The organism is Agrobacterium sp. a22-2 (assembly GCF_012276985.1).
Taxonomy (GTDB): domain Bacteria; phylum Pseudomonadota; class Alphaproteobacteria; order Rhizobiales; family Rhizobiaceae; genus Allorhizobium.
Genome location: NZ_JAAXMM010000010.1, coordinates 31,663 through 53,630 on the forward strand (window position 1 = coordinate 31,663; position 21,968 = coordinate 53,630).

The following is a 21,968-nucleotide window of genomic DNA, read 5'->3' on the forward strand; positions in this document are numbered from 1 at the left end:
AGACATCATGACAGACACATTGGAACGCACAGCCATCGTCACTGGCGCGTCGAAGGGCATCGGCGCTGCCATCGCCCTGCGGCTTGGGGCCGATGGATTTGCCGTTGTGGTCAATTATTCCAGGGACGAGCAGCCGGCCCTCGACGTGGTCAGCGCGATCAAGGCGGCTGGCGGGCGTGCCATCGCGGTCAAGGCCGATATCGGTGCGGCGTCCGGCGTGGCGGCTTTATTCGACGCCGCCGAGCAGGCTTTCGGCGGGGTGGATGTGCTGGTCAACAATGCCGGCATCATGACGCTCGGACCGATCGCGACGGTCGAGGACGCGGATTTCGAGCGGCAGGTCGCCATCAATCTCGGCGGCACGTTCCGCGGCATGCGGGAAGCCGCAAGGCGCCTGCGTAACGGCGGCCGCATCGTCAACTTTTCCTCCAGCGTCGTCGGCCTTTATCAGCCGGCCTATGGCGTCTACGCCGCCACCAAGGCGGCGGTCGAGGCCCTGACCCATATCCTCGCCAAGGAACTCGGGTCCCGCGACATCACCGTCAATGCCGTGGCGCCAGGCCCGGTGGAAACCGATCTCTTCATGACCGGCAAGTCGGAGGAGGTGCTGAAGACCATCATCGGCCTCAATCCGCGCAAGCGCCTCGGTCAACCCAACGATATCGCCTCGGTCGTGTCCTTCCTGGCCGGCCCGGACAGCGGCTGGGTCAGCGGCCAGATCATCCGGGCCAATGGCGGCGTGATCTGATCGGCGCACCGCACTGATACGAATTTCATCAACAACAGGAGAAGCACCATGCCATTCGTCAACATCAAGACGCCGGAAGGCGCCCTGTCCAGGGCGCAGAAGGAAGACATCGTCCACCGCACCACCGACATGCTGGTCGAGTATTTCTCGGAAGCGGCGCGGCCGCATACCATGGTCCTGATCGAGGAGGTCAAGGACGGCGGTTATGCCCGCGCCGATGAGGTCTTTGTCATTCCGTCCGCCTATCGGGCTGAAGCCGGCCTATGAACTGAAAAGGCCGGCTGATGGTTCATCAGCCGGCCTTGATGGCGTCGCCGTTCCGGAACGCGAAGCGGGACCGAAGGGCTTTGCCTGCTACAGGCGCGTCCAGGTCTGCGACTTGCACAGCACGGCCAGCACGCAGCCCTTCATCTTCAGCGAATTGCCCGACACGCTGCCCGAGCCGCTATAGGTCTTGTCGGCGTCGGGATCGGTGATCTCGCCCTTATAGCTGTCGCCGCTGCCGGCCATCTTGCCGATCTGCTTGCCGGCATGCTTGCCCGACTTCAGCGTCACGCAGAAGCTGCCGCCGCAGGGCGCGATCTGCGCCGTGGCGCCGCTGGCCGTCTTCCAATTGCCTTCGATCGGCTCGGCCGCCTGCACCGTTACGGTGCCAAGCGCCAGTATCGCCGCCAGTATGAGTGTCCGCATGTCGTCTTCTCCTCCCGATATGTGCCTGTAAAAGGCCTGAGCCGCGTTCCATCCGGGCGTGCTTTGCAGGCAAGCCACGCCTCCCTCCGCCGGAACACTGAAAAATTATCTTACGCGGACGTAAAGGTAAATAGGGTTTTCGCGTCCCTGCACGGCTCGAAAGACAGTTTTTTCAGTGCCGATAGGCCGGGGAATAAGGGGCGAGTGTTTTTCATGGTGAACGGTTGGTAAATCCGATGCCGTGAATCAATGGTAAAATTAACTCGAAAGTCCCTGAGTTGCAGGGCCTGTCATGTTTAACAGAAATACAAGTTTACAAAGGGTTTTCACTGCGTTTTCAGCTAATTAATCATGCATTTTAAGCGCATTTTGACGGCCGGCTGGCATAGTGAAGTCATCAAACGAGCAGGGACAAACCCGCCGAACCGGACGGATCCAGACAAAGCCGCAGAAGACGGCCAGGAGCCCGAAGGAGCCTCAAAAGGGGCAAAACAGGGATAGTTTTAAACCGACAGGCAACAGGGACAAAACCGATGGCACGCTTTGAAATGCACAATTCCGAAATGGCCACCATGGGTGGCGAGGCGAAAGCAGACGTCTTCTGCGACATGGGTCTGATGTATGCGACCGGCCGCGGTTGCGATCAGGATCTGGTCTCGGCGCACAAGTGGCTGAACATCGCCGCCATCAAGGGCTGCGAACGCGCCGCCGAACTGCGCGCCGATCTGGCCCAGTCGATGAGCAAGTCCGATCTTGCCCTGGCCCTGCGCGCCGCCCGCGAATGGATGACCATGCACTGAGCGTGCCGAACCCTATCGTCCGGGCACAACCCGGATCAACAGACCAAAAAGAACCCTTTGAGAGAGGGAAGCGTGGCGGGGGTCTTCTGGACGGGGCCGATGCCAACACATGAGAACCGCGACCGGCAGGAACAAGGCCGGCGCGGTTCTTTTTATTGTGGCTACCGCCGTCTTTAGAGGGTCGCCAGAACTTTTGGCAGGGCGTCCTCGAACAGGTCCATGTCCGCCGGCAGGCCGGTGCTGACCCTTATGCAGCGATTGAGCGGGGCTACGCCCGGCATGCGGATGAACACGCCATGGTCCATCAGCCCGTCGACGATGGCGCGGGCATAAACCTGGTCGCGACCGCAATCGATGGCCACGAAATTGGTGGCCGAGGCAAGCGGGGCGAGCCCGTTGGCGCGCGCGATCCCAGCTATCCGTTCCCGCGCTGCCTTGATCCGCTCGATCACATCAATCAGATAAGCCTGGTCGGCGAGTGCGGCCAGCGCCGCTTCGGTCGATACGCGCACCATGCCGAAATGGTTGCGGATCTTGTCATAGGCCTTGACCGTTCCCGGCGTGCCGATCGCATAGCCGATGCGTGCCCCCGCCAGGCCATAGGCCTTGGAAAAGGTGCGCATGCGGAGAACGTTCGGCAGGTCTATCAGCGCGTCGATCGGCGGAATGGAGCCGGCCGGTGCCGTCTCGCAATAGGCTTCATCCAGAACCAGCAGGCACGTTTCCGGCAGGGCACGGGCGAAGGCGACGACGCTGTCCGCATCCCACCAGCTGCCCATCGGATTGTCGGGATTGGCGAAATAGACGAGCGGCGCGTTCTCGCGAATGACGGCGGCCAGAAGCCCGTCGAGATCCTCACGGTCGTCGACATAGGGCACCGTCACCAGCCGCCCGCCGAAGCCGTTGACATGGAAATTGAAGGTCGGATAGCCGCCGAACGAGGTGACGACCGGCAGGCCCGAATCGATCACCAGCCGCACGGTCAGGCCGAGAAGGTCGTCGACCCCTTCGCCGACGGCAAAATTGTCGGGCGACAGGCCGAGATGGGCTGCCAGCGCCGTCTTCAGCGCATGGTTTTCCGGATCGTTGTATTTCCAGATCTGGCCTGCTGTGTCGCGGATGGCGGCAAGCACCGAAGGCGCCGGGCCGAAGCCGCTTTCGTTGGCGCCGATCCGCGCTTTCACCGCCAGATGGCGCTGGCGTTCGATGGCTTCCGGGCCGACAAAGGGAACGGTGGAGGGCAGGGCGCTGATCAGCGGCGTGAAGCGCGAGAAGGCGGACATCAATCGAATTTCCTGGGCATGATTTCAAACGCGCCCACAATAGGTCGAAGCTGGCTCGACGCAAGTGCCGCTTTGGGTCGCAAGTGTCGTGCGCCGCGCAGAAATCCGGCAACGGTCGAGCCGCAATGTTTCAGCGTCGTTTGTCGCGCCCAAGCCCTTGCGGCACATTCTTGCCGCGCGCCACGATCTCGTCGCCCATGATGAAGTCGGCGCGCACGATACGGCGCAGAAGATCCTCGGGGATCGGCATGATGAACTTCACGCCGGCGCGGTTGCCGTTGCGATAGACTTCGGCACAGCCGATGCGATTGGCAAGGCCGATGACCTCAAGATAGTAATGGCTGGGCAGGCCGTGCTCCAACGACAGTTCGATGCCGGCGCCGCCGCGGGAAATGTCCTGGATCTCGCAGTTGCGGACCGATACGCGCGTCAGGCAGGGGCTGACGGCCATGATGCGCGCCGGACGTTTGACATGGAAACGTTCCCACCGGCGTTCGTACATTTCCGACTGCACAGTCGCCAAATGGGTTCCGGCGTGCATGGGCTCTCCTCTTGCGCGGTTGATCTCGCGCTTGGCGCCAAGATGACCGAATTTTGTTCTTTTCTGGTCAATCGGATCGGTAAACTTTTACAAGCCTGCGAAGATTTGACACGTCTTTTTCCAGCCTTGCGAGATTTCACCGTCTCTTGATCCAGGTCATGAAGAAACCTGAAATCGCAGATAGCATCCAGTCATCGTCTGCAATCCGGCATTCGGCCGGGCGCCGACATTCGGAGGGAAAAGACATGAACCGGAATACGATAGCCGCGAAAGCCTGGGTGATCGTCTGTGATGGTGCCAAGGCGCTGTTTCTGCAAAATGTCGGCACTGCACAATCCGTCAATCTGGCCGTCGTCGAGCAGATGAGCCAGCCCGATGAGGCCGCGCATGACCTGGGATCGGATCGTCCGGGCCGCGCATTTCAATCGGAAGGGTCGGCGCGAAGCGCCATGGAAGAGACCGATTGGCACGAAACGGCCGAGGCGGATTTCCTGCTTGCCGTTGCCGGCCGGCTCGCAGCGCTCGTCGAGACGGGGGATATCCAGGATATGATCCTTGTCGCACCGCCAAAGGCGCTTGGCCAACTGCGGCCAGCCCTTGGGGCTGGGATCAACAACGTCCTGCGTGCCGAGATCGCCAAGGACTATGTCAAACTGCCGGTCGCCGACATCGAGAAGCACTTGGCGGCCTTGAAGGCCGCATGAATTACTGGCTGAGTTCGAAGGAGAGCCGCACCACATGGTGCAGGAATTCCGGATCGATCAGCATGTTGAAGCCGACCGTCACCTTCTCGGCTTCGCGGCGAATGAAGGTGCAGCCGATCTCGTCGCGAATGCCAAGGATTTCCAGAAAGAAATGATTGGGGATCGGCACATGCGGGCTGACCTCCAAATCCGCACCGTAAAGCGAGATCGTACGGACAAGGCACCGTAACGACGTCTTGGTGCTCAGGTGATGGCCGACGAAAATGATTTTCCCGGGCCGATCGATGGCAAATTTCTCATAAATTTGATCTTGTGGAATGTCTCGCTTGGCGTCTGGAATAAACTGCAAGGGCATAACACCCTCCTTTATTGTTTTAGAGTGTCAATTTAGCGCAACTTTACTGATGCTTCCTGAACGGCTTCGATAAAATACCGAAAGAGTGCGCCGGAACGTCGCATTTATCGGGCTGTGTCCGATCAAGGACGGCCGAGTCGTGTGGGTGGATGCGCTCGCAAGTTTTACCTAACTTTACACTCTCTTGACGCCGCTTAACGTTCGTTCAGCTAGCTTGCAATCGGCAGATTTGGCGCGGAAGCCGGCAGGAGCCCAATCCGGTGCAAAGCCGCTACTGGCGAGAAATCGCCAGTGGGGCCCTGCGAGTGCCGGTTGAAGCCACAGGCTTACCCCCGGCTGGCACCTCGCGGGGCCTACAATCAAGGCCGGCACCGACAGGTGAATATTCAAAGGCAGATCTTCGGTCGTCGGTTCAACGCATCGGTGGAGTTTCGACGTCGTGACATATCTGCATCCCGCAAGAAACGCGCACATGGCACTTTTCAAACCGTTCGTCGGCGCAGCGAAGACGGCCGCCCTCGCCTTGATGGCGGTCACGATCCTGGGCGCCGTGCTTCCCCTTATCGCAGAGCTGACGGTGCGGCATTTGGGGCTGCTGGTCGGCGTGAACTTCCTTGCTATCCAGCTCGGGACGCTTTGGTCCTTGCGGAATAGCAGCCCGGCGCGCCGCATGCGCCAGCCTCTCGATAGCGGGGTTACCGAATAAATGCGACGCGCTGGCGGTAAACATCGGCAGGCCGTGCGGAAGTCACGCCGACCGCGACGCAAGGGGCTCGCATGGGCAGTCTCGCCCATCCTGGCACTTTTCATACGGCCTTATGAGCGGCCATTTGGCATCGTATCCGTCGCCGCCATCCCGGTGCTGGCGGCTCTGTCGGGTTGTTCGAATGTGGATGTCACGCCTCCTCGGATCGATACGCCGGACCACTTCGCCTATGAAGCGCGGACCAACGAAGCACGGTCCATCCAGCAGGCATGGTGGACCGCTTTCAACGACAAAGCGCTTTCCGGCTATATCGAAAAAGGTCTTGCGCAGAGTCCGCAGCTCCAGCAGGCAAGGGCAAAGGTCGATCAGGCAAAAGCCAATGTCGGGTTGGCAAATTCCAGTCTCCTTCCATCGCTTTCAACAGGTGCAGGCGTCACACGAGGCGACAAGTATGGTTTTGGCACGGCTCACAGCAGCAAGTACAGCACGCTGTCGGCTGACTGGATGGTGGATCTCTTCGGAGGTAAACGCGCCAGCAAGCGAGCCGCAGAGGCTGACCTGGCGTCAGCATTGTCCTCAAAGGACCAAACCGAGGACGATCTCGTTTCCTCGATCGCGTCGGCCTACGTCGACATACGATACTACCAGAAGCGAATTGACATCGCGCGTTCGACCGTTGCTAACCGAAAGCAAAACCTGGACTCCGTGTACGACAGTCGCGACGCCGGCGAGGTGTCGAACATTCAGGTTGTCAACGGGAAGCAACTTGTGGCGCAGGCCGAAGCGACGTTGCCCTCGCTCGAGGTTCAACTGGATTCGACGATCGCGACCCTTGCGGAGCTGGTGGGAGAATCCGTCAACCGGATCAAAGCGGAAGTCTCCCATTCAACCGGGCAACCTATCCCGCGCTATAAGATTGGTGCCGGTGTTCCGGCGAATGTCATCCGCAACCGTCCGGACGTCAGAATTGCGGAAAGCAATTTCGCATCGGCTGCGGAAAGCGTCGGCGTGGCCAAGGCCGCTTTCTATCCAAGCCTGGACCTGTCCGGCTATCTGACGCCGACCAAGGTCCTCGACACGGGCCATGTGAACGTATGGTTGCTCTCAGCCGGTTTGAGCGCACCGATCTTCGACGGGGGCAAGAACAAGGCAAATCTTGCCAGTGCGAAGGCCAAGCTGGAGGAAGCGCGGGCTGCCTGGCGTGCAGCCGTGCTCTCTGGAATATCCGATATCGAAAGGGCGTTGGCGGCCTACAATAAGGACGGCGCCAATATCGCGGCACAGCGAAAACTTGTGGCGACATCGCAGGAAAGCGTCGAGCTAGGCCGAGTGAGCTTCCAGCTGGGAGCAGACCCGATCTCGAACGTTCTGAATACGGAGAAGGATTATCTAGCAGCGCAGGAGGGGCTGTCGGATGCGATAAGGCAGCAGGCATTGCACTACATTACGTTGTGCAAGGAAGCCCCGGCAGATCGTGTCGATCACCTGAATGAAGTGCAGAGCCAGGAGGCAATCGTCGCAAAAAAGTAGATCGTGGCGTAAGACCGGTGCAACGGATCCTCGATCTGTGATGATTGTCGGCACAAGGAAAAAAGGCCGCGCCAGGAGCATCCTGACACGGCCTCATCGGTCGGTCTTGGCAGGCGCTTATTGGAAGGCCTGAAGCCCGGTCTGGGCGCGGCCAAGGATCAGCGCATGGATGTCATGGGTGCCCTCGTAGGTATTGACAGCCTCCAGGTTCATCACATGGCGGATCACGCCATATTCGTCGGAAACGCCATTGCCGCCATGCATGTCGCGTGACACGCGGGCGATATCGAGCGCCTTGCCGCAATTGTTGCGCTTCATCAGCGAGATGAGCTCTGCCGGCGCGCGGTGCTCATCGAACAGGCGTCCCAAGCGCAGGCAGCCCTGCAGGCCGAGGGAGATTTCGGTTTCCATGTCGGCCAGCTTCTTCTGGATCAACTGGGTTGCGGCGAGCGGCCGGCCGAACTGCTTGCGGTCCAGGGTGTACTGGCGTGCCGCGTGCCAGCAGAATTCCGCCGCCCCCATGGCGCCCCAGGCAATACCGTAGCGGGCCCGGTTGAGGCAGCCGAACGGGCCGGCAAGGCCGGAGACATGCGGCAGCAGATTGTCGTCGGGAACGAAGACGTCCTGCATCTGGATCATGCCGGTGACGGAGGCGCGCAGCGAGAACTTGCCCTCGATCTTCGGCGTCTCAAGCCCCTTCATGCCGCGCTCCAGGATGAAACCCTTGATCTTGTTGTCATGGGCATCCGACTTCGCCCAGACGACGACCACGTCGGCGATCGGCGAATTGGTGATCCAGTTCTTGGCACCGGACACCAGATAGCCGCCATCGACCTTCTTGGCCCGCGTGATCATCGAGGATGGATCGGAGCCATGGTCGGGTTCGGTCAGGCCGAAGCAGCCGACCCATTCGCCGCTGGCAAGCTTCGGCAGGTATTTGGCGCGCTGTTCGTCCGTGCCATAGGCAAAGATCGGATGCATGACCAGCGACGACTGCACCGACATGGCGGAGCGATAGCCGGAATCGACCCGCTCGACTTCGCGGGCGACCAGGCCATAGGCCACATAATTGGCGCCGACGCCGCCGAACTCTTCCGGAATGGTCGGCCCGAGCAAGCCGAGTTCGCCCATTTCCGACATGATCTCGCGATGGAAGATCTCGCGGCGGTTCGCCTCGATCACCCGCGGTGCCAGCTTGTCCTGGCAATAGGCCCGCGCCGTGTCGCGGATCATCCGTTCCTCGTCGCTCAGCTGCTCTTCCAGCAGGAAAGGGTCTTCCCAGACGAAGGCCGCCATCTTGGCGCGGGCCTGTTCCGGAGTGGCAGGGTGATGGTCTGTCATGTCGCGGTCCTTGGATGATCAAAAATCATGGTCTGCCCATTGCTACATCAGCTTTTCCGCGAGGAAAAGCCCGAAGATTCCAAGTGTTCAGGAAAATCGATTGAATGGAGCGAGGTCTGATTTCATTCCAAAATGGAATGATGTTTCGGATTTGAGTTGAGCATGAACAAACAAAAGCGCCGGGCGTGACCCGGCGCTTTCAAGTTCGTTGGCCATGGCTGGCGCAAATTGAATTAATCAGAGGTAGAAGTCGTTCGTGTACATCTGGGTAACGCCGGTCACCACGATGTGGAAGTCGCCGACGCGGTCGCCATTGACATCGCCGGCGATAACGCCGTTTGCGAAGCGAAGTTCGCCGCCGCTGCCGCTGAAGCTAGAAGACCCGATGAAGTCGAAGGCCTGATTTCCGCCAAAGTCAGTATTCGCATCGAGTGCGGTCAGATTGATCCGGTCGCTCTCGCTGTGGTAGAAATCATTGATGACATCGCGAGCCGATGTGGCAGTCGTATCGCTCAACGCATTGAACACAAACGTATCTGCTCCGGTGCCGCCGGCCATCACATCCCTGCCGCCACCGCCGTAGAGCACATCGTTGTTGGCGCCGCCGATGAGTTTGTCTGCGCCGGAGCCGGCGTTTAATGTGTCATTGCCGTTGCCGCCGTAGAGCGAATCGTTGCCGTTGCCGCCAGAAATTCCGTCATTGCCGTTGAAGCCGTTCAGCAGGTCGACGCCATCGTCGCCCCACAGTTTGTTATTGACATTGGAGCCGTAAACGCGGTCGTTGTAGCCGGTGCCGACCGCGTTCTCGATACTGATCAGCGTCTCGTCTTCTTCATTGGTGGCGGTGGCAAATCCCTGTCCGAGATCGACATAGACGCCAGTACCGCTCAGGTCGGCATCACTGTCCTGGGTCTCGTAGCTGATCATGTCGATGCCCGCGCCACCATGGAAAGTGTTGGCCCAGCCGACGGAGAAGAAGGAATCGTTGCCCGCTTCGCCATTGTAGATGCTCTGGTAGGTGGACACCTGGATGCGGTCGTCGCCGTAGCCGGCCCAGACTTCGTCCACATAGTTGGTGGCGGTCGAAAAGCCGTCGGCATAATAGACGTCGTTGCCGTCTTCGAGGTAAATACGGTTGCCGCCCTCGAAATAATTGTAAACGCGGTCAGCGCCGCTGCCGGCCTCTACATAATTAAAGCCGCCGTTGTTGCCGCCGACGTCGAGATAGATGACATCATTGCCGCCATAGGCATAAATATCCACTTCAGCGGATGCGTAATTGGATTGCCGAATGGTGTTGTTGTAGTTGTTACCGAAAATTTCAGTAGCCATTTTCTGGTCTCCGTTGCTTTCCGTCGCTGGCGAATAGTTCGATGGTGTCATAATGAGCTTTGTTGTCTGAACAAGGGCTGAACAGTGGAAAAAACGTGGTGACGGCGTTTAGGTTCCCTGTGCTTGACGAGGCAAGACCTTGGCGCTAGGCCTTCAGTCGCAAGGCGAGGCGGTCTGCGACCGCCATTGCCGTCGGTTTGAAATCCCAGGAGCATCATGTGACAGGCAGACTGGTCATCATTGGAGCCGGGCAGGCGGGCTTTGCGCTTGCCGCCAGATTGCGGGCGCTGAAGGATGATCGGCCGATCACCATTCTGGGTGCCGAAAGCGAGTTGCCCTACCAGCGACCGCCCCTGTCGAAAAAATATCTTCTCGGCGAAATGAGCTTTGACCGGCTGCTCTTCCGCGGCGCGGAATGGTATGCCGACAATAATGTCGAGATACGGCTGTCGGCCTGGGTCGAAGACATCGACCGAGCCGGTAAGGCTGTACTTCTGCAGGACGGCTCGTCGATTGCCTACGAAACTTTGGCGATCGCCACGGGTGCCTCGCCACGGCAACTGCCGGCGGCCATCGGTGGCGATCTCGACGGCGTCTTCGTGGTGCGCGACAAGCGCGACGCGGATCGCCTGACGGCCGAGATGCGGCCCGGACGTCGCCTGCTGATCATCGGTGGTGGTTATATCGGGTTGGAAGCTGCGGCCGTGGCCCGCCATCTCGGCCTGGAAGTCACCCTGATTGAAATGGCGGAGCGCATCCTGCAGCGGGTGGCCGCCAAGGAGACGGCCGATTTCATGCGGGCCATTCATGTGCAGCATGGCGCCGTCATTCGCGAAAGCACCGGCCTGGTGCGGCTGATCGGCGAAAACGGCAAGGTAACGGCGGCGGAACTGTCCGATGGTTCGGTTCTGGACGTCGATTTCGTCATCGTCGGCATCGGCGTCTCGCCGAATGATCGCCTGGCAAAACAGGCCGGGCTGGAGGTTGCCAATGGCATCGTCGTCGATGCCTTTGCGCGGACCTCGGACGCCTCGATCTTTGCCATGGGCGATTGCGCGGTGCTGCCATGGAAGGGGCAGATGATCCGGCTGGAATCCGTGCCAAATGCCGTCGACCAGGCGGAAGCCGCTGCGGCCTTCATGACGGGCGGCACGGAACCCTACGAGGCGAAACCTTGGTTCTGGTCCGATCAATATGACGTGAAACTGCAGATTGCCGGCTTCAATCTCGGCTATGACGAGACCGTGCTGCGGCCGGGCGCTCGCGAGGGCAGCGCCTCGGTCTGGTATTTCCGGGCCGGGCAGTTCATCGCCGTCGACGCTATCAACGATGCCAAGGCCTATGTGACCGGCAAGAAGCTGCTGGAGCAGGGGCGCGAGCCCGACCGCAGCATTCTGGCAGACGCCACGGCCGACCTGAAACAGCTTTTATCGTGAGTGTTTGCCATGCCCGTTCCTGAAAACAGCTTCAAGACCGCCATTCGCCAGGGGCGCCCGCAGATCGGCCTGTGGCTCGACATGGCCGACGCGTTGGCGGCTGAAATTGCCGGCCATGCCGGTTTCGACTGGCTGGTCATCGACGGTGAGCACGGGCCGAACGATCTGCGCAGCATTCTTGCGCAGTTGCAGGCCCTGGCGACGTCCTCGTCCGAGCCGGTGGTGCGTGCACCGGTCGGCGAAACGTGGATGATCAAGCAATTGCTCGACATCGGCGCACGCACGCTTCTCATCCCGATGGTCGATTCGGCCGAGCAGGCCGAGGCCATGGTGCGCGCGGTGCGGTATCCGCCTAGGGGTGTTCGTGGTGTCGGGGCGGCCGTGGCGCGGGCGTCTGCCTTCAACACGATCCAGGATTATGCCGACACGGCATCCGACGGCATCTGCCTGCTGGTCCAGGCCGAAAGCCGGGCGGCGATTGCCGATCTGGAAAATATCGCGGCCGTCGATGGGGTGGATGGCGTATTCATCGGCCCGGCCGATCTGGCCGCGGACATGGGCTACCTCGGGCGCATGGATGCCCCGGAAGTACAGGCCGTGATCGAGGCGGCGATCGGCACCATCGTCAAATCAGGCAAGGCCGCCGGCATTCTGACCTTCAGCGAAACGCTGAACCGCCGTTATATCGAACTCGGCGCCAGTTTCGTGGCGGTCGGTGCCGACGTGACGGAATTTGCCGGTGCCTTGCGCAACCTGTCCGGTCGCTATCGGGACGGTGTTGATGCCGCACCGGTGCCGGCCAAGGCGGGCTATTGACGGCACCGGCGACCAAGGCCACCCAACCGTTGCCGCCGCCGTTCGCCTGATCTCATCTGGCGGCGGACGATGCCGCCGCCGTGGTGCTTTGAAGGGATGACGGCTGCGTCGAAACCTTGAAGACCGAGACCTTGTTGGAGAGGCGGTCAGCCTCCGAGCGGATCGCATGGCTTGCCGCGGTGCTCTCCTCGACCATCACGGCGTTCTGCTGGGTAAACTGATCCATCTGGTTGACGGCGCCGTTGACCTCCTCAAGGCCGCTGGCCTGCTCGACGGCCGAACTGGCAATCTGCGCGACGAGCCGCGAGATGTCGCCAACCTGCCGCACCACCTTTTTCAGGGCCTCGCCGGTCTGGTTGACGAGGCTTGCGCCGAGCGCCACCTGTTCGTTCGATCCGGAAATCAGCTGTCGGATTTCCTTGGCCGCGTCGGCCGAGCGCTGCGCCAACCCCCGCACTTCCTGGGCCACGACTGCAAAGCCCCGTCCGCTGTCGCCGGCGCGCGCCGCCTCGACACCGGCGTTAAGCGCCAGAAGATTGGTCTGGAAGGCGATCTCGTCGATGGCGTTGATGATCTGCTCCATCTGCAGGGCCGAGGCCTCGATCCGCTCCATTGCGATGACCGCCTGGCTCATGGTCTGGCCGCTTCGCTCGGCATCCGCATGGGTGCTCTCGACCGTTTTGCGGGCCTGGCTGGCGCCGCTCGAGGTGGCCTGCACCGTTGCGGTGATCTCGTTGAGTGCTGCGGCCGTCTCTTCCAGGCTGACCGCCTGCTGCTCGGTCCGCTGCGCCAGTTGATCGGCGGCGGCGCTGATGCTGCTTGATCCTTCCCGCAGACTGCTGACGCCATCGGAAATATCGGCAATCGCGTCGTGCAGGCGGTTGAGTGCGCCGTTGTAATTGACGCGAAGGGATTCATATTCGGCGGGAAAAGGTGCGGCAATCGGCTTGGTCAGGTCGCCCTGCGCCAGCAGTTCAAGCGCCCGTGACAGGTTTTCCACGACAAGTCGCTGCTCGGCGGCGTGCGACTGGCGCCGTGCCTCATGCTGGCGGCGCAGATCTTCGGCCTCCTGCCGCTGGACGATGGCCGCCCGCGCCATCTCGCCCTGCGTCTTGGCGGAGCGTTCGAGCGCTGCCAGCGCGCGCGTGATCGCCTTGGTCCCACCGGCCTTTGTCTCGCTCTCGCCTTCGCCGTGCCGGGCGGCGAACTCGGCCTTGCGCAGGCCGACATAGAGAATGCCGACAACCCGGCCATCGCTGAGAATGGGCTCGTAGATGGTATAATAGGCCTCGCCGAGGATCTCGGCCTCGCCGCGAAAAACCTTGCCCTGGCGCAGAACAGTCTCGATCACCGTCTCGGCCGTCAGCCGTGTGCCGACGGCGCGGCTGCCATCCGGTTTGGTGACATTCGTGGATATCCTGAGATCGCCGAGGAAGATGGTCGCGGTTCCGCCGGCTTTTTCGCGAACGGCATCAACGATGGTGGTATCGTCGTTGATGCGGGTGCCACCGTAGAAGAGCACGCCATCGCGCACCACGGCATCACCGCGCTGGCGAAGTTCAGCCTGCAGGATCTGCAGGTTGTTGTCGAGGCTATGCTGCGCCAGAGCCAGCATTTCCTGTTGCGTGGCGCGGGCGGCGGTCTCGACCAGGGTCGAGGCGATGGCGTCGAGAGATGCGCGGCTGTTTGAGAATCGCCCGGCGGTCTGGGCCAAGGCTGCGGCGGCAATCAGCAGGGAAGCGGCTGCGACGACTTGCGCAGTGGTCGCCGACATGCCGGCAGTGATGGCAAGACGCGGCACGGATCCCCACAAGACTGCGCCAAGTAAAAGTGCTCCCGCAAACATAAGCGTCGGCGCGATTGCCGACAGGCTCGCTCCGCCGTGGCCTTTGAAGATCCTCATGTCACCCCCCGTGACGAACCAGCGCGACGAGCCCTCCGAGACTCAAAGCGCCCGCCGCACAGATTTTAATCAACAATGATTAATAGGAAATGCGGATGGGGGCCTACCAATCCTTTGGTCGCGGTTTGGCGCTCTTATGAGCCCACATTTGCAAGGGGGAGGCTTCGTGACCGGGCGAACGCGCAAGGGGCGGAGAGGCTCCGGCCCCCTCCGTCAGTTTACGGACTTCTCGGCAATGGACATGCGCTCCAGAACGGGAACGCACATGTCGAGGTCGTGCGAGGCCAGATGCGCATAGCGCATGGTCATCGACAGGGTCTGGTGGCCGAGCCACATCTGCACGCGACGGATGTCGATGCCGCCCTGAACGAGGCGCGATGCGCAGGTATGGCGCAGGATATGCGGCACCACGTCCTTGTCGTCGCCAAGCCCGATCTCTTCCTTGGCTTCATTCCAGGCGGCGCGAAAGCGCTGCTGCTGGATGCTGCTAAACGGGCCGATATTGCGCTTGTCCGAGGCCTTGATCGCCTCGATGGCGCGGCCGGTGAGGGGGACCGACCGGCTGCGGCCGGATTTCGTCACCCAGAATGTGGCGCGTTTGTTCGTAACGTCGTTCCAGCGCAGGCCCAGACCTTCGCTGAGGCGCGCACCGGTATCGACCAGAAAGATGCAGAACCGCGCATAGAGTTCGGACTTGGCCCGGATCGCGGCGAACAGTTCCGCCTCTTCCTCGTTTTCGAGAAAGCGGATGCGTCCGGACTTTTCCTTCTGTCGACTGAATTCGGGCAGACTGACAACGTCACCCATCTTGTTGGCCTTTCGCAGCAATTTGCTGAGCGCCGCCATCTTTCGATTGATGGTGGCGTTGCTATTACCGCGCTTGCGCAATTTTCCGATGAGATCGTCGAGCATGTCCTGCGAGAAAACCGAGAATGTCGGGTCAGGAAGCAGGTCGTTCAGCTCGCCGATGAAGTTAGTCACATTGTATTTGTGACTTCCCGGCGCCCACAGAATATCGCCATAGCGCGCGAACAGGACCTTCAACGACGTGTCTTTGACGATGCCGATCGGGCCGGACAGCGAATACTGGTAATTCAGCCTGTAGCCGGCCGACTCGCTGTTGAGATGGACGCTTGTACGCGCGTCACTTTTTAAGGCCTCGATACGATCCAAGACATAACTCCTTCACTTCCGGAGCGACTATGAAGTCAATTCCGCCGGAATGTAAAGGACATAATTTCGCCGTCAACGTAAACGCAAGCAAAGCTTGCATTACAGATCCGCAATGATTCAAGTTGTACTGAGAATAGATTCTAGAGCGTCGTTAAACTCCTAAGAAATACTGAGGATATAAATGATTATACCGAAGTAAGTCTGTGAGTCAACGATAAAAAACGATATCGTTTCGCAAATAAATCGACCCAAAATGTCGATTTTAACCTCAGCGCCAAAAGGCTGAGAGGGACCCCGCGACTGGCGCGGGGTCCCGAAGAGTGCTTTTCGAAGTCAACTAGACTTTGATCGGCTGAACTTAGAAAGAACGCTGAAGGCGAACAAAGCCTTCCCAGTTGTTGTCGTCGCCGCCGTCTTCGTCTACGTAGTTCACAGCAACCTTGGTGGTCAGACCCTCAGCGATCTTGTAGTCAACCGTGAGACCAGCCGCCCACATGTCGTTGCTGCCGGTGAAGTCGCCGTCGACGTCAGTGTCGATGGTGTTCCAATACTGGAAAGCCGGGGTCAAGGTAACCTTGTCGGTGATCTTGGCGGCGTACTGAGCGGCGATCGTCCATTCAGCAACGTCGTAGTAAGCATTGACGCCGGTCGAATAGATGGCGGCCAATCCAAACGTGCCTGGGCCAACGTCAGCGAAGAGCTTGGCGCGAATTGCGCCGTTTTCCCATGCGAAGTCGTATGCGCCGAGCAGTTCAGCAGTAACAACACCAAACGAGCCAGTAACCTGGGCTTCCAGACCAACGCCGTCGTTGCCTTTGTATTCAGCCGTCAACTCGTCGCTGTAAGTCTTGGACAGCTCATCGACGAAAAAGCCAAACGTGAATGCGTCAGATGCGTATTCATAACCAGCAGAGTTGATGCGGTTCGAGCCGAGGTCGTCGGTTTCGCCCGACAGATCGTTGTCCCAGTAGTTGTACATGTAGCCGACCTTGAAGCCGCCAGCCGTGATGTAGGCTTCGTCGATTTCGAGGCTGCCGCCGTCGCCGTCGCCTTCTGCCCAGGTACGGATGGCGATGTACGAGCCGACCGTGCCGATTTCAGAGTCGTTCTTGGCTTCGACATTGATCTTGGCGCGGGTACGGGCGTTCAACGAGAAATCGTCGTCGCCGTCCGTTTCAGCGAACTGCAGTTCGGTACGAACGTAGCCCGAGATCTTGAGGCAGGTCTCGGTGCCGGGGATGTAGAAGTAGCCGGTGCCGAAAGCGTCGCAAACGCGAACGTATTCCATGGGCTCGGGCTCAACAGCGACGATAGCGTCGGCAGCCTGAGCGCCAGATACTGCTGCGAGAGCGGCAGCGGAGCCGAGAAGTAGGCTCTTGATGTTCATATTGACCTCCAGTCAAGTTTCGTAAGGGTCTGGGTTCTTTGGCTGAAGGACAGCATTCCCTGCCCCATCCCCGTCGGTTTCAGAAGACGGACGATCCACCGCCTCGCTTCCGAGATTGAAAATACAAAACGTGGCCCGTCATGCAATCACCAAACCGCGATAAGGAATGAAATCCACGCCCTTCCCAAAAGTCTGTTGCTGAAAGGACACAAACTCGCCACCGGACCGGGGCAAAGGTTTACAGATTATTAAGAAAATCCTTTTGAAAGCAGTACTTAACGGATGCTGCCAGGAGGGGCACCGGCAGCAAAGTTCCGAATTTCAACGATTCGAGCCCGGTTTCTCAAGGGTTCTCGCCAGCTCTGCGACAAAGGCATGCCCGAATTTGGCACATTGCCATGCCATAAGCCTCGTCTGGGCGCGCCGGCGGCAAAGGAGCGGCCAGCACGATTCGTCATTTTGTGCATCGTCCGGCGTCGAGAGAGCAGGAATCGCCGAGCGATTCTGGACGGGTGGCACGGCAGTTCGCGCGGCGGCGTCCACTCTTTATAGGAAGCACGCCCATTGGAGCCTCTCTATAAGGAATTGTACTCTCTATATACGGGGCTCCAGCGCAGGCGGATGCGGCCGGCGGCGCGCCCTGGCCTCGCGTAAAATGTGCAGCACGGAGAAAAGCCCTTGCAATCGCTGTAACGAGTGAATAATCAGGCCGGACCGGAGAGGTGGCCGAGTGGTCGAAGGCGCTCCCCTGCTAAGGGAGTATACCCGGAAGGGTATCGTGGGTTCGAATCCCATCTTCTCCGCCATTCCTGGCTTTTATTGAACATTGACGATGCCGCGCGGGGTTCCGACGCGGCTTTTTTCGTTTCTGGCCCTTGGCGCCTTGGTCAGCCTTGGAGCGCGGCCTGCCGGTCGTTGCCCCATGACTGAGAGCCACGGCGCGCTTTTCGGAAATGCCGGCTCCATCCCCTTTCGGAATCCGCCGTCAACCCGCTGAAAATAAACAGGAATATGCATTTTTTTAGGCCTCTGTCAGGATGAAACTTGACTGGAGGTCAATATGAACATCAAGAGCCTACTTCTCGGCTCCGCTGCCGCTCTCGCAGCAGTATCTGGCGCTCAGGCTGCCGACGCTATCGTCGCTGTTGAGCCCGAGCCCATGGAATACGTTCGCGTTTGCGACGCTTTCGGCACCGGCTACTTCTACATCCCCGGCACCGAAACCTGCCTCAAGCTCAGCGGCTACGTTCGTGCCCAGGTCGACATGTTCGAAGACGATGATGGCGATTTCGCTGCCGACATGTGGACCCGCGCTCACCTGGAAGTCGAAGCCAAGAACGATTCCGAAATCGGCACGATCGGTTCTTTCTTTGCTTTTCAGGTCAAGGGCTTGGAAGACGGCACCAACGAAGATCCGTTCACGCTTGACGAAGCCTACATCACGGCTGGCGGCTTCAAGGTCGGCTACATGTACAACTACTGGGATTCGGGTCTGGCCGGTGAAACCGATGACCTCGGCTCGAACCTGATCAACTCTGCCGGTTATCAGTATACCTCGGATGCCTTCAGCTTTGGTATCTTCGTCGACGAGCTCAACGCTTCCGTTCTCCACGAGAATGACGGTATTGGCCTCGAAGCTCAGGCCACTGGTTCGTTCGGCGCCGTTACGGCTGCTCTCCTCGGTGCTTATGACTTCGCGCGCGAAGAAGGTGCTGTCCGTCTGATCGTGGAAGCTGAAGTTGGTCCGGGTACTCTCGGCCTTGCAGCTATCTACTCCAGCGGCGTAAATCAGTACTACGACACGGCAGAGTGGACCATTGCTGGTTCGTACGCCGCCAAGCTGAGCGACAAGTTTACCCTTACTCCGGGTGCCCAGTTCTTCTCGGATTACGATCTGGTTGATGGCAATGACGCTTGGGCCGCTGGTCTGACTGTCGACTACAAGATCGCTGACGGTCTGGCTGCTAAGGCTTATGTCGAATACTTCGAGGAAGATATCGCTGACGATGGCGTCTGGAGCGGCTTCGTCCGTCTGCAGCGTTCGTTCTAATTCGATCTGACGATCGGATTAAGAGAAGCCCGGCTTTCGAGCCGGGCTTTTTCTGTTTGAGTGCCCTTACGGTGGAAACATTCGCTCCACCCTTGGCCCGGAGCGCGCTTTTACGCCCCGCTACTTCACCCGCGCAAGAAACGCCCGGATCCTGTCGGGAACCTCTGCCAGATGCAGGATCGGCGCATGACCCTGGCCGTCAACGGTCACCGCCTGCATGGCGCCGTGCCGTTCCGCCATGGCCTCAAGTGTCTCACGCGACAGCAGCGCGGAGTTCGCGCCGCGAACCGTCATCAGCGGGATCGTCCGAAATCCGTCGAATTGCGGCCAGAGGTCCGGCAGCGGTTGGCTGAGATCGGCCGCCGCCAGGGCCTCGGCAATGGCTGGATCGAAATCGGCGCGCAACTGGCCGTCCGTCTCCCGGTAGATGGCGTCTGCCATGTCGCGCCAATCCTGGTCGGAGAGGCTTGGGAAGCTGGCGCCGTGTGTCGCCTTCAGGATTTTCGCCGCATCATCCATGTCGCGCGGCAGCCGTTCCTTGCCAAGATAGGCCTGGATCTGCCGCAGACCGGCAAGCTCGATCACCGGTCCGATATCGTTGAGAATGACGGCGGCGAGCAGGTCCGGTCGCATGCCGGCCAGCAGATGCAAGGTCAGCCCGCCGCGCGACGTGCCGATGAAAGCTGCCCGCGGGATGCCAAGTGCGGCGCAGACCGCGATCACGTCGCCGGCCTCGACCACCAGATTGTAGCGGCTCTTGTCGCTGTCCCAGTCTGAAAGCCCGCGGCCACGGTAGTCGATGGTGATCACTCGTCGCGGCAGGGTGCTGTCGGTCGACAAAAGATCGGCCAGCTGGTGAAAATCGCGGCTGTTGCGGCTGAGGCCGGGCAGGCAGATGACCGGCAGACCTGGATGATGGCTGCCATAGTCCCTGAGATAAAGTCTCAAACCGTCATCGGTCGTGACATGGCGCTCGATGAAGCCGTTTTGGGAGATATCCGACATGCTTGAATTGCCTCCACTGTCTGGTGGACAACCTTAGCCGATGTCGAATTCCGTGCAACAGCGGGGATGGCGTGTTCGATCAGCGGCCGTAGCGCAGATCATGCTCGATCCCGGCACTCTGGCCAAGCCGGGTCTTGTAGATCTGGTAATTCTCCATCACCCGCTGCACATAGTTGCGCGTCTCGGGGAAGGGGATGCGCTCGATCCAGTCAACGACGTCGTCGATCGGTAGCCCGCGCGGATCGCCGTAACGGTTGACCCATTCCGGCACGCGGCCGGGGCCGGCATTGTACGCGACGAAGGTCAGGATGTAGGAACCGCCGAACTTGTCGATCTGTTCGCCGAGATAATGGGCGCCAAGCGTCGCATTATAGCCGGCGTCGCGCGTCAGCTTTTCCGGCGCATAGGCCAGACCATGCCGGCTGGCGACACCCTTGGCCGTTCCGGGCATCAGTTGCAGCAGCCCGCGCGCGTCGGCCGGCGACACGGCAGCGGGGTTGAAGGCGCTTTCCTGGCGGGCAATCGCATAGGCCAGCGCCTTGCCGGAGCCGCCAATATCGGCCGTGCCCGGAATGACGCCGATCGGAAAGGCCAGCGCCGGCACGTCGATGCCGCGTCCATAGGCGATCTTGCCGATCTGCAGGGACAGCTGATGGTCGCCGGTCTTTTCGGCCTTGGCGGTCAGCAATGCCAGTTCGCCGGGGCTCTGCAACTGTTCGGCCAGCGCCCGGTAGAGGCTGGCACCTCGCCAAGCGTGACCGGCCGTCTCGTACCGGCCGATTGCCTGCACCGCCTCGCGATTGGCAAAGCGCTGCCGGTCCTCGGTGCTTGGCTGCGGATAGGGGATCTGGATGCCGGCCTGCTTGATGCGCGCGGCCGCCAATTGGCCGTAATAGGTGCTGGCAAAGCCGGCCGCCTTGGTAAAATGTTCCCTGGCGCGGGCCTGATTGCCGCCGGCTTCCTCGGCGCGGCCGAGCCAGTACCAGGCGCGCGATGCCGATAGCGGCCGGTTCGAGGCCTGCAGGATCTTTGCGAAATGTGTCCCGGCCGCCTTGTTGTCCTTGAGCCCGCGCAGCGCATACCAGCCAGCGTGAAATTCGGCATCGACGATATCGACCGATTCCGTCGCGGCATGCTGGGCTGCCACCTGATAGGCCGCCTTGAACTTGCCGAGATCGGCCAAGCCCCGCGCCACGATGCGTCGCTCGTTCCACCATTCGCCGGTATCGACCAGCTTGTCCGCATCGCGCGGCGCCTTGGCCAGAAGCTTGGCGGCCTCTTCGAACTTGTCCTGCCGGCGCAGATATTCGATCTGCGCGAAGAGATAGGCGGGATCCGACGTCCAGCCGGCATCGACCGCTTTGAGAAGGGTGCCGGCCTTGGAGGATTTGGCAAGTACGGCGCTCCAGGCATTGTAGAGCGATTGCGCCTTGCCGAGCGTCGAGAATCGCTTGGCCTGGGACACCCGGCCGCGATACATCAGATAATCCATCCGCGCCTTGTGGTCGGCAGCCGTCAGCAGGTCGGCAAATTCGCCGAGGATCTTGTCTTCCATGGCCGTGTCCAGCGCATCGCGCCGCCACACGGTCCCGAGCATCTTGGCCGCATCGCGGCTTTTGCCGACCGATTGCAGGGCGCGCGCCAGAACGATCGCCCCTTCCGGTGTTTCAGGCGCGGTTGCCCCGAACGCCGATAGGACATCGTCCGCCCGAGGCTTTTCTCGGTAAAGCGCGCGCTCCGAATTGGCGCGGAAGGCCGAAATGCCAGGCCAACCCTTCAGCTCGCGCTGCGCCGCGGTGATTTCGCTGGAGGGAATGTCCTTGAGCCCCGACATGGCGATCGACCAGGTCAGCATATGCCGGTCGAGCGTGTCGGGCATGCGGTCGCGGATCGCAAGGGCTGTCGCGCCCTGCTTGTTGGACAGCGCGTCGAGCCCGGCTTTGAGCTGCGGGCTTGCCGCCGGCAGCCGCGATGTCCGCGGAATGGTGCCGGTGATCTCAAAGGAGGGGGCTGTCTGCGGCAGCGGTGTGGAACTGCTTGGCTTCGACAAGGGCACGGGAACAAGCGTCTCTGCGCGCAAGCCACCCGCACCGCTGGACGCGGCAAAGCCGATGCCGAGCGCGGAGGCCAAGAGATAGATCCTTCTCATGCGGGAGCCCTTGGAAAAA

Annotated in this window: 20 protein-coding genes and 1 tRNA gene; 10 read left to right on the forward strand and 11 right to left on the reverse strand. The window is 60.5% G+C overall.

What is annotated here, in order from left to right:
* The first annotated feature begins 7 nt into the window (after positions 1 to 7).
* Complete coding sequence (locus tag HFC70_RS16300; protein WP_210259300.1) at positions 8 to 748, forward strand: SDR family oxidoreductase; 741 nt, start codon at positions 8 to 10, stop codon at positions 746 to 748.
* A 48-nt stretch (positions 749 to 796) separates the two neighbouring features.
* Positions 797 to 1,015, forward strand: a complete 219-nt coding sequence (locus HFC70_RS16305; protein WP_168474336.1) for a 4-oxalocrotonate tautomerase family protein — start codon at positions 797 to 799, stop codon at positions 1,013 to 1,015.
* Positions 1,016 to 1,102: 87 nt separating this feature from the next.
* On the opposite strand, the gene HFC70_RS16310 is transcribed toward HFC70_RS16305, so the two are convergent.
* Positions 1,103 to 1,438 carry a DUF2147 domain-containing protein gene (locus HFC70_RS16310; protein WP_168474337.1) on the reverse strand — a complete coding sequence of 112 codons (336 nt, stop codon included), beginning with the start codon at positions 1,436 to 1,438 and terminating at the stop codon, positions 1,103 to 1,105.
* A gap of 533 nt (positions 1,439 to 1,971) precedes the next feature.
* On the opposite strand from HFC70_RS16310, the gene HFC70_RS16315 reads away from it, so the two are divergent.
* A complete protein-coding gene (locus HFC70_RS16315) occupies positions 1,972 to 2,238 on the forward strand; it encodes a sel1 repeat family protein (RefSeq protein ID WP_168474338.1) in 267 nt (88 codons plus the stop codon).
* Positions 2,239 to 2,411: 173 nt separating this feature from the next.
* Here HFC70_RS16315 and HFC70_RS16320 read toward each other — a convergent pair whose 3' ends face one another.
* Both HFC70_RS16320 and HFC70_RS16325 read right to left on the reverse strand, forming a co-directional pair.
* On the reverse strand, positions 2,412 to 3,521 hold the full coding sequence (locus HFC70_RS16320; protein ID WP_168474339.1) for a pyridoxal phosphate-dependent aminotransferase: 1,110 nt from the start codon (positions 3,519 to 3,521) through the stop codon (positions 2,412 to 2,414).
* A 130-nt stretch (positions 3,522 to 3,651) separates the two neighbouring features.
* Positions 3,652 to 4,062: a PilZ domain-containing protein gene (locus tag HFC70_RS16325; RefSeq protein ID WP_168474340.1), complete on the reverse strand. Its 411-nt coding sequence runs from the start codon at positions 4,060 to 4,062 to the stop codon at positions 3,652 to 3,654.
* 245 nt (positions 4,063 to 4,307) lie between these two features.
* On the opposite strand from HFC70_RS16325, the gene HFC70_RS16330 reads away from it, so the two are divergent.
* A complete protein-coding gene (locus HFC70_RS16330) occupies positions 4,308 to 4,766 on the forward strand; it encodes a host attachment protein (RefSeq protein ID WP_168474341.1) in 459 nt (152 codons plus the stop codon).
* 1 nt (position 4,767) lies between these two features.
* Here the strand turns inward: HFC70_RS16330 and HFC70_RS16335 are convergent, their stop codons facing one another.
* Positions 4,768 to 5,121, reverse strand: coding sequence for a hypothetical protein (locus HFC70_RS16335; RefSeq protein ID WP_168474342.1), 354 nt, complete (start codon positions 5,119 to 5,121; stop codon positions 4,768 to 4,770).
* Positions 5,122 to 5,593: 472 nt separating this feature from the next.
* Here HFC70_RS16335 and HFC70_RS16340 point away from each other — a divergent pair, with 472 nt between their 5' ends.
* Both HFC70_RS16340 and HFC70_RS16345 read left to right on the forward strand, forming a co-directional pair.
* A complete protein-coding gene (locus tag HFC70_RS16340; protein ID WP_168474343.1) occupies positions 5,594 to 5,827 on the forward strand; it encodes a hypothetical protein in 234 nt (77 codons plus the stop codon).
* A complete protein-coding gene (locus HFC70_RS16345; RefSeq protein WP_168474344.1) occupies positions 5,828 to 7,357 on the forward strand; it encodes an efflux transporter outer membrane subunit in 1,530 nt (509 codons plus the stop codon).
* A 117-nt stretch (positions 7,358 to 7,474) separates the two neighbouring features.
* On the opposite strand, the gene HFC70_RS16350 is transcribed toward HFC70_RS16345, so the two are convergent.
* The gene (locus HFC70_RS16350; RefSeq protein ID WP_168474345.1) at positions 7,475 to 8,698 is read right to left on the reverse strand and encodes an acyl-CoA dehydrogenase; all 1,224 of its coding nucleotides are present in this window, start codon (positions 8,696 to 8,698) and stop codon (positions 7,475 to 7,477) included.
* A gap of 237 nt (positions 8,699 to 8,935) precedes the next feature.
* Entirely contained in the window at positions 8,936 to 10,081 is a 1,146-nt protein-coding gene (locus HFC70_RS16355) for a calcium-binding protein (protein ID WP_246735822.1), read from the reverse strand.
* A 167-nt stretch (positions 10,082 to 10,248) separates the two neighbouring features.
* Between HFC70_RS16355 and HFC70_RS16360 the strand changes: the two genes are divergently transcribed.
* Together HFC70_RS16360 and HFC70_RS16365 are read left to right on the forward strand one after the other, a co-directional pair.
* A complete protein-coding gene (locus tag HFC70_RS16360; RefSeq protein WP_168474346.1) occupies positions 10,249 to 11,466 on the forward strand; it encodes an FAD-dependent oxidoreductase in 1,218 nt (405 codons plus the stop codon).
* A gap of 9 nt (positions 11,467 to 11,475) precedes the next feature.
* On the forward strand, positions 11,476 to 12,282 hold the full coding sequence (locus HFC70_RS16365; protein WP_168474347.1) for an aldolase/citrate lyase family protein: 807 nt from the start codon (positions 11,476 to 11,478) through the stop codon (positions 12,280 to 12,282).
* A 52-nt stretch (positions 12,283 to 12,334) separates the two neighbouring features.
* Here HFC70_RS16365 and HFC70_RS16370 read toward each other — a convergent pair whose 3' ends face one another.
* From HFC70_RS16370 to HFC70_RS16380, 3 genes are all read right to left on the reverse strand, one after another.
* Positions 12,335 to 14,185: a methyl-accepting chemotaxis protein gene (locus HFC70_RS16370; protein WP_168474348.1), complete on the reverse strand. Its 1,851-nt coding sequence runs from the start codon at positions 14,183 to 14,185 to the stop codon at positions 12,335 to 12,337.
* A gap of 213 nt (positions 14,186 to 14,398) precedes the next feature.
* Entirely contained in the window at positions 14,399 to 15,349 is a 951-nt protein-coding gene (locus HFC70_RS16375) for a site-specific integrase (RefSeq protein ID WP_368669701.1), read from the reverse strand.
* Positions 15,350 to 15,716: 367 nt separating this feature from the next.
* The gene (locus tag HFC70_RS16380) at positions 15,717 to 16,745 is read right to left on the reverse strand and encodes a porin (RefSeq protein WP_168474350.1); all 1,029 of its coding nucleotides are present in this window, start codon (positions 16,743 to 16,745) and stop codon (positions 15,717 to 15,719) included.
* A gap of 716 nt (positions 16,746 to 17,461) precedes the next feature.
* On the opposite strand from HFC70_RS16380, the gene HFC70_RS16385 reads away from it, so the two are divergent.
* Both HFC70_RS16385 and HFC70_RS16390 read left to right on the forward strand, forming a co-directional pair.
* Positions 17,462 to 17,551, forward strand: a tRNA-Ser gene (locus tag HFC70_RS16385).
* A gap of 254 nt (positions 17,552 to 17,805) precedes the next feature.
* The gene (locus HFC70_RS16390; protein WP_168474351.1) at positions 17,806 to 18,795 is read left to right on the forward strand and encodes a porin; all 990 of its coding nucleotides are present in this window, start codon (positions 17,806 to 17,808) and stop codon (positions 18,793 to 18,795) included.
* Between the two features lie 120 nt (positions 18,796 to 18,915).
* On the opposite strand, the gene HFC70_RS16395 is transcribed toward HFC70_RS16390, so the two are convergent.
* On the reverse strand, positions 18,916 to 19,800 hold the full coding sequence (locus HFC70_RS16395; RefSeq protein ID WP_168474352.1) for an alpha/beta fold hydrolase: 885 nt from the start codon (positions 19,798 to 19,800) through the stop codon (positions 18,916 to 18,918).
* 79 nt (positions 19,801 to 19,879) lie between these two features.
* Positions 19,880 to 21,949 carry a lytic transglycosylase domain-containing protein gene (locus HFC70_RS16400; protein WP_168474353.1) on the reverse strand — a complete coding sequence of 690 codons (2,070 nt, stop codon included), beginning with the start codon at positions 21,947 to 21,949 and terminating at the stop codon, positions 19,880 to 19,882.
* Positions 21,950 to 21,968: the final 19 nt, after the last annotated feature.

Coding starts and splice junctions, on each gene's coding strand:
- HFC70_RS16380 (WP_168474350.1), bottom strand. CDS start 16,745: ATGAACATCAAGAGCCTACTTCTCGGCTCCGCTGCCGCTCTCGCAGCA.
- HFC70_RS16365 (WP_168474347.1), top strand. CDS start 11,476: ATGCCCGTTCCTGAAAACAGCTTCAAGACCGCCATTCGCCAGGGGCGC.
- HFC70_RS16400 (WP_168474353.1), bottom strand. CDS start 21,949: ATGAGAAGGATCTATCTCTTGGCCTCCGCGCTCGGCATCGGCTTTGCC.
- HFC70_RS16350 (WP_168474345.1), bottom strand. CDS start 8,698: ATGACAGACCATCACCCTGCCACTCCGGAACAGGCCCGCGCCAAGATG.
- HFC70_RS16305 (WP_168474336.1), top strand. CDS start 797: ATGCCATTCGTCAACATCAAGACGCCGGAAGGCGCCCTGTCCAGGGCG.
- HFC70_RS16345 (WP_168474344.1), top strand. CDS start 5,828: ATGCGACGCGCTGGCGGTAAACATCGGCAGGCCGTGCGGAAGTCACGC.
- HFC70_RS16320 (WP_168474339.1), bottom strand. CDS start 3,521: ATGTCCGCCTTCTCGCGCTTCACGCCGCTGATCAGCGCCCTGCCCTCC.
- HFC70_RS16340 (WP_168474343.1), top strand. CDS start 5,594: ATGGCACTTTTCAAACCGTTCGTCGGCGCAGCGAAGACGGCCGCCCTC.
- HFC70_RS16310 (WP_168474337.1), bottom strand. CDS start 1,438: ATGCGGACACTCATACTGGCGGCGATACTGGCGCTTGGCACCGTAACG.
- HFC70_RS16370 (WP_168474348.1), bottom strand. CDS start 14,185: ATGAGGATCTTCAAAGGCCACGGCGGAGCGAGCCTGTCGGCAATCGCG.
- HFC70_RS16355 (WP_246735822.1), bottom strand. CDS start 10,081: ATGACACCATCGAACTATTCGCCAGCGACGGAAAGCAACGGAGACCAG.
- HFC70_RS16330 (WP_168474341.1), top strand. CDS start 4,308: ATGAACCGGAATACGATAGCCGCGAAAGCCTGGGTGATCGTCTGTGAT.
- HFC70_RS16390 (WP_168474351.1), top strand. CDS start 17,806: ATGAACATCAAGAGCCTACTTCTCGGCTCCGCTGCCGCTCTCGCAGCA.
- HFC70_RS16395 (WP_168474352.1), bottom strand. CDS start 19,800: ATGTCGGATATCTCCCAAAACGGCTTCATCGAGCGCCATGTCACGACC.
- HFC70_RS16315 (WP_168474338.1), top strand. CDS start 1,972: ATGGCACGCTTTGAAATGCACAATTCCGAAATGGCCACCATGGGTGGC.
- HFC70_RS16325 (WP_168474340.1), bottom strand. CDS start 4,062: ATGCACGCCGGAACCCATTTGGCGACTGTGCAGTCGGAAATGTACGAA.
- HFC70_RS16335 (WP_168474342.1), bottom strand. CDS start 5,121: ATGCCCTTGCAGTTTATTCCAGACGCCAAGCGAGACATTCCACAAGAT.
- HFC70_RS16300 (WP_210259300.1), top strand. CDS start 8: ATGACAGACACATTGGAACGCACAGCCATCGTCACTGGCGCGTCGAAG.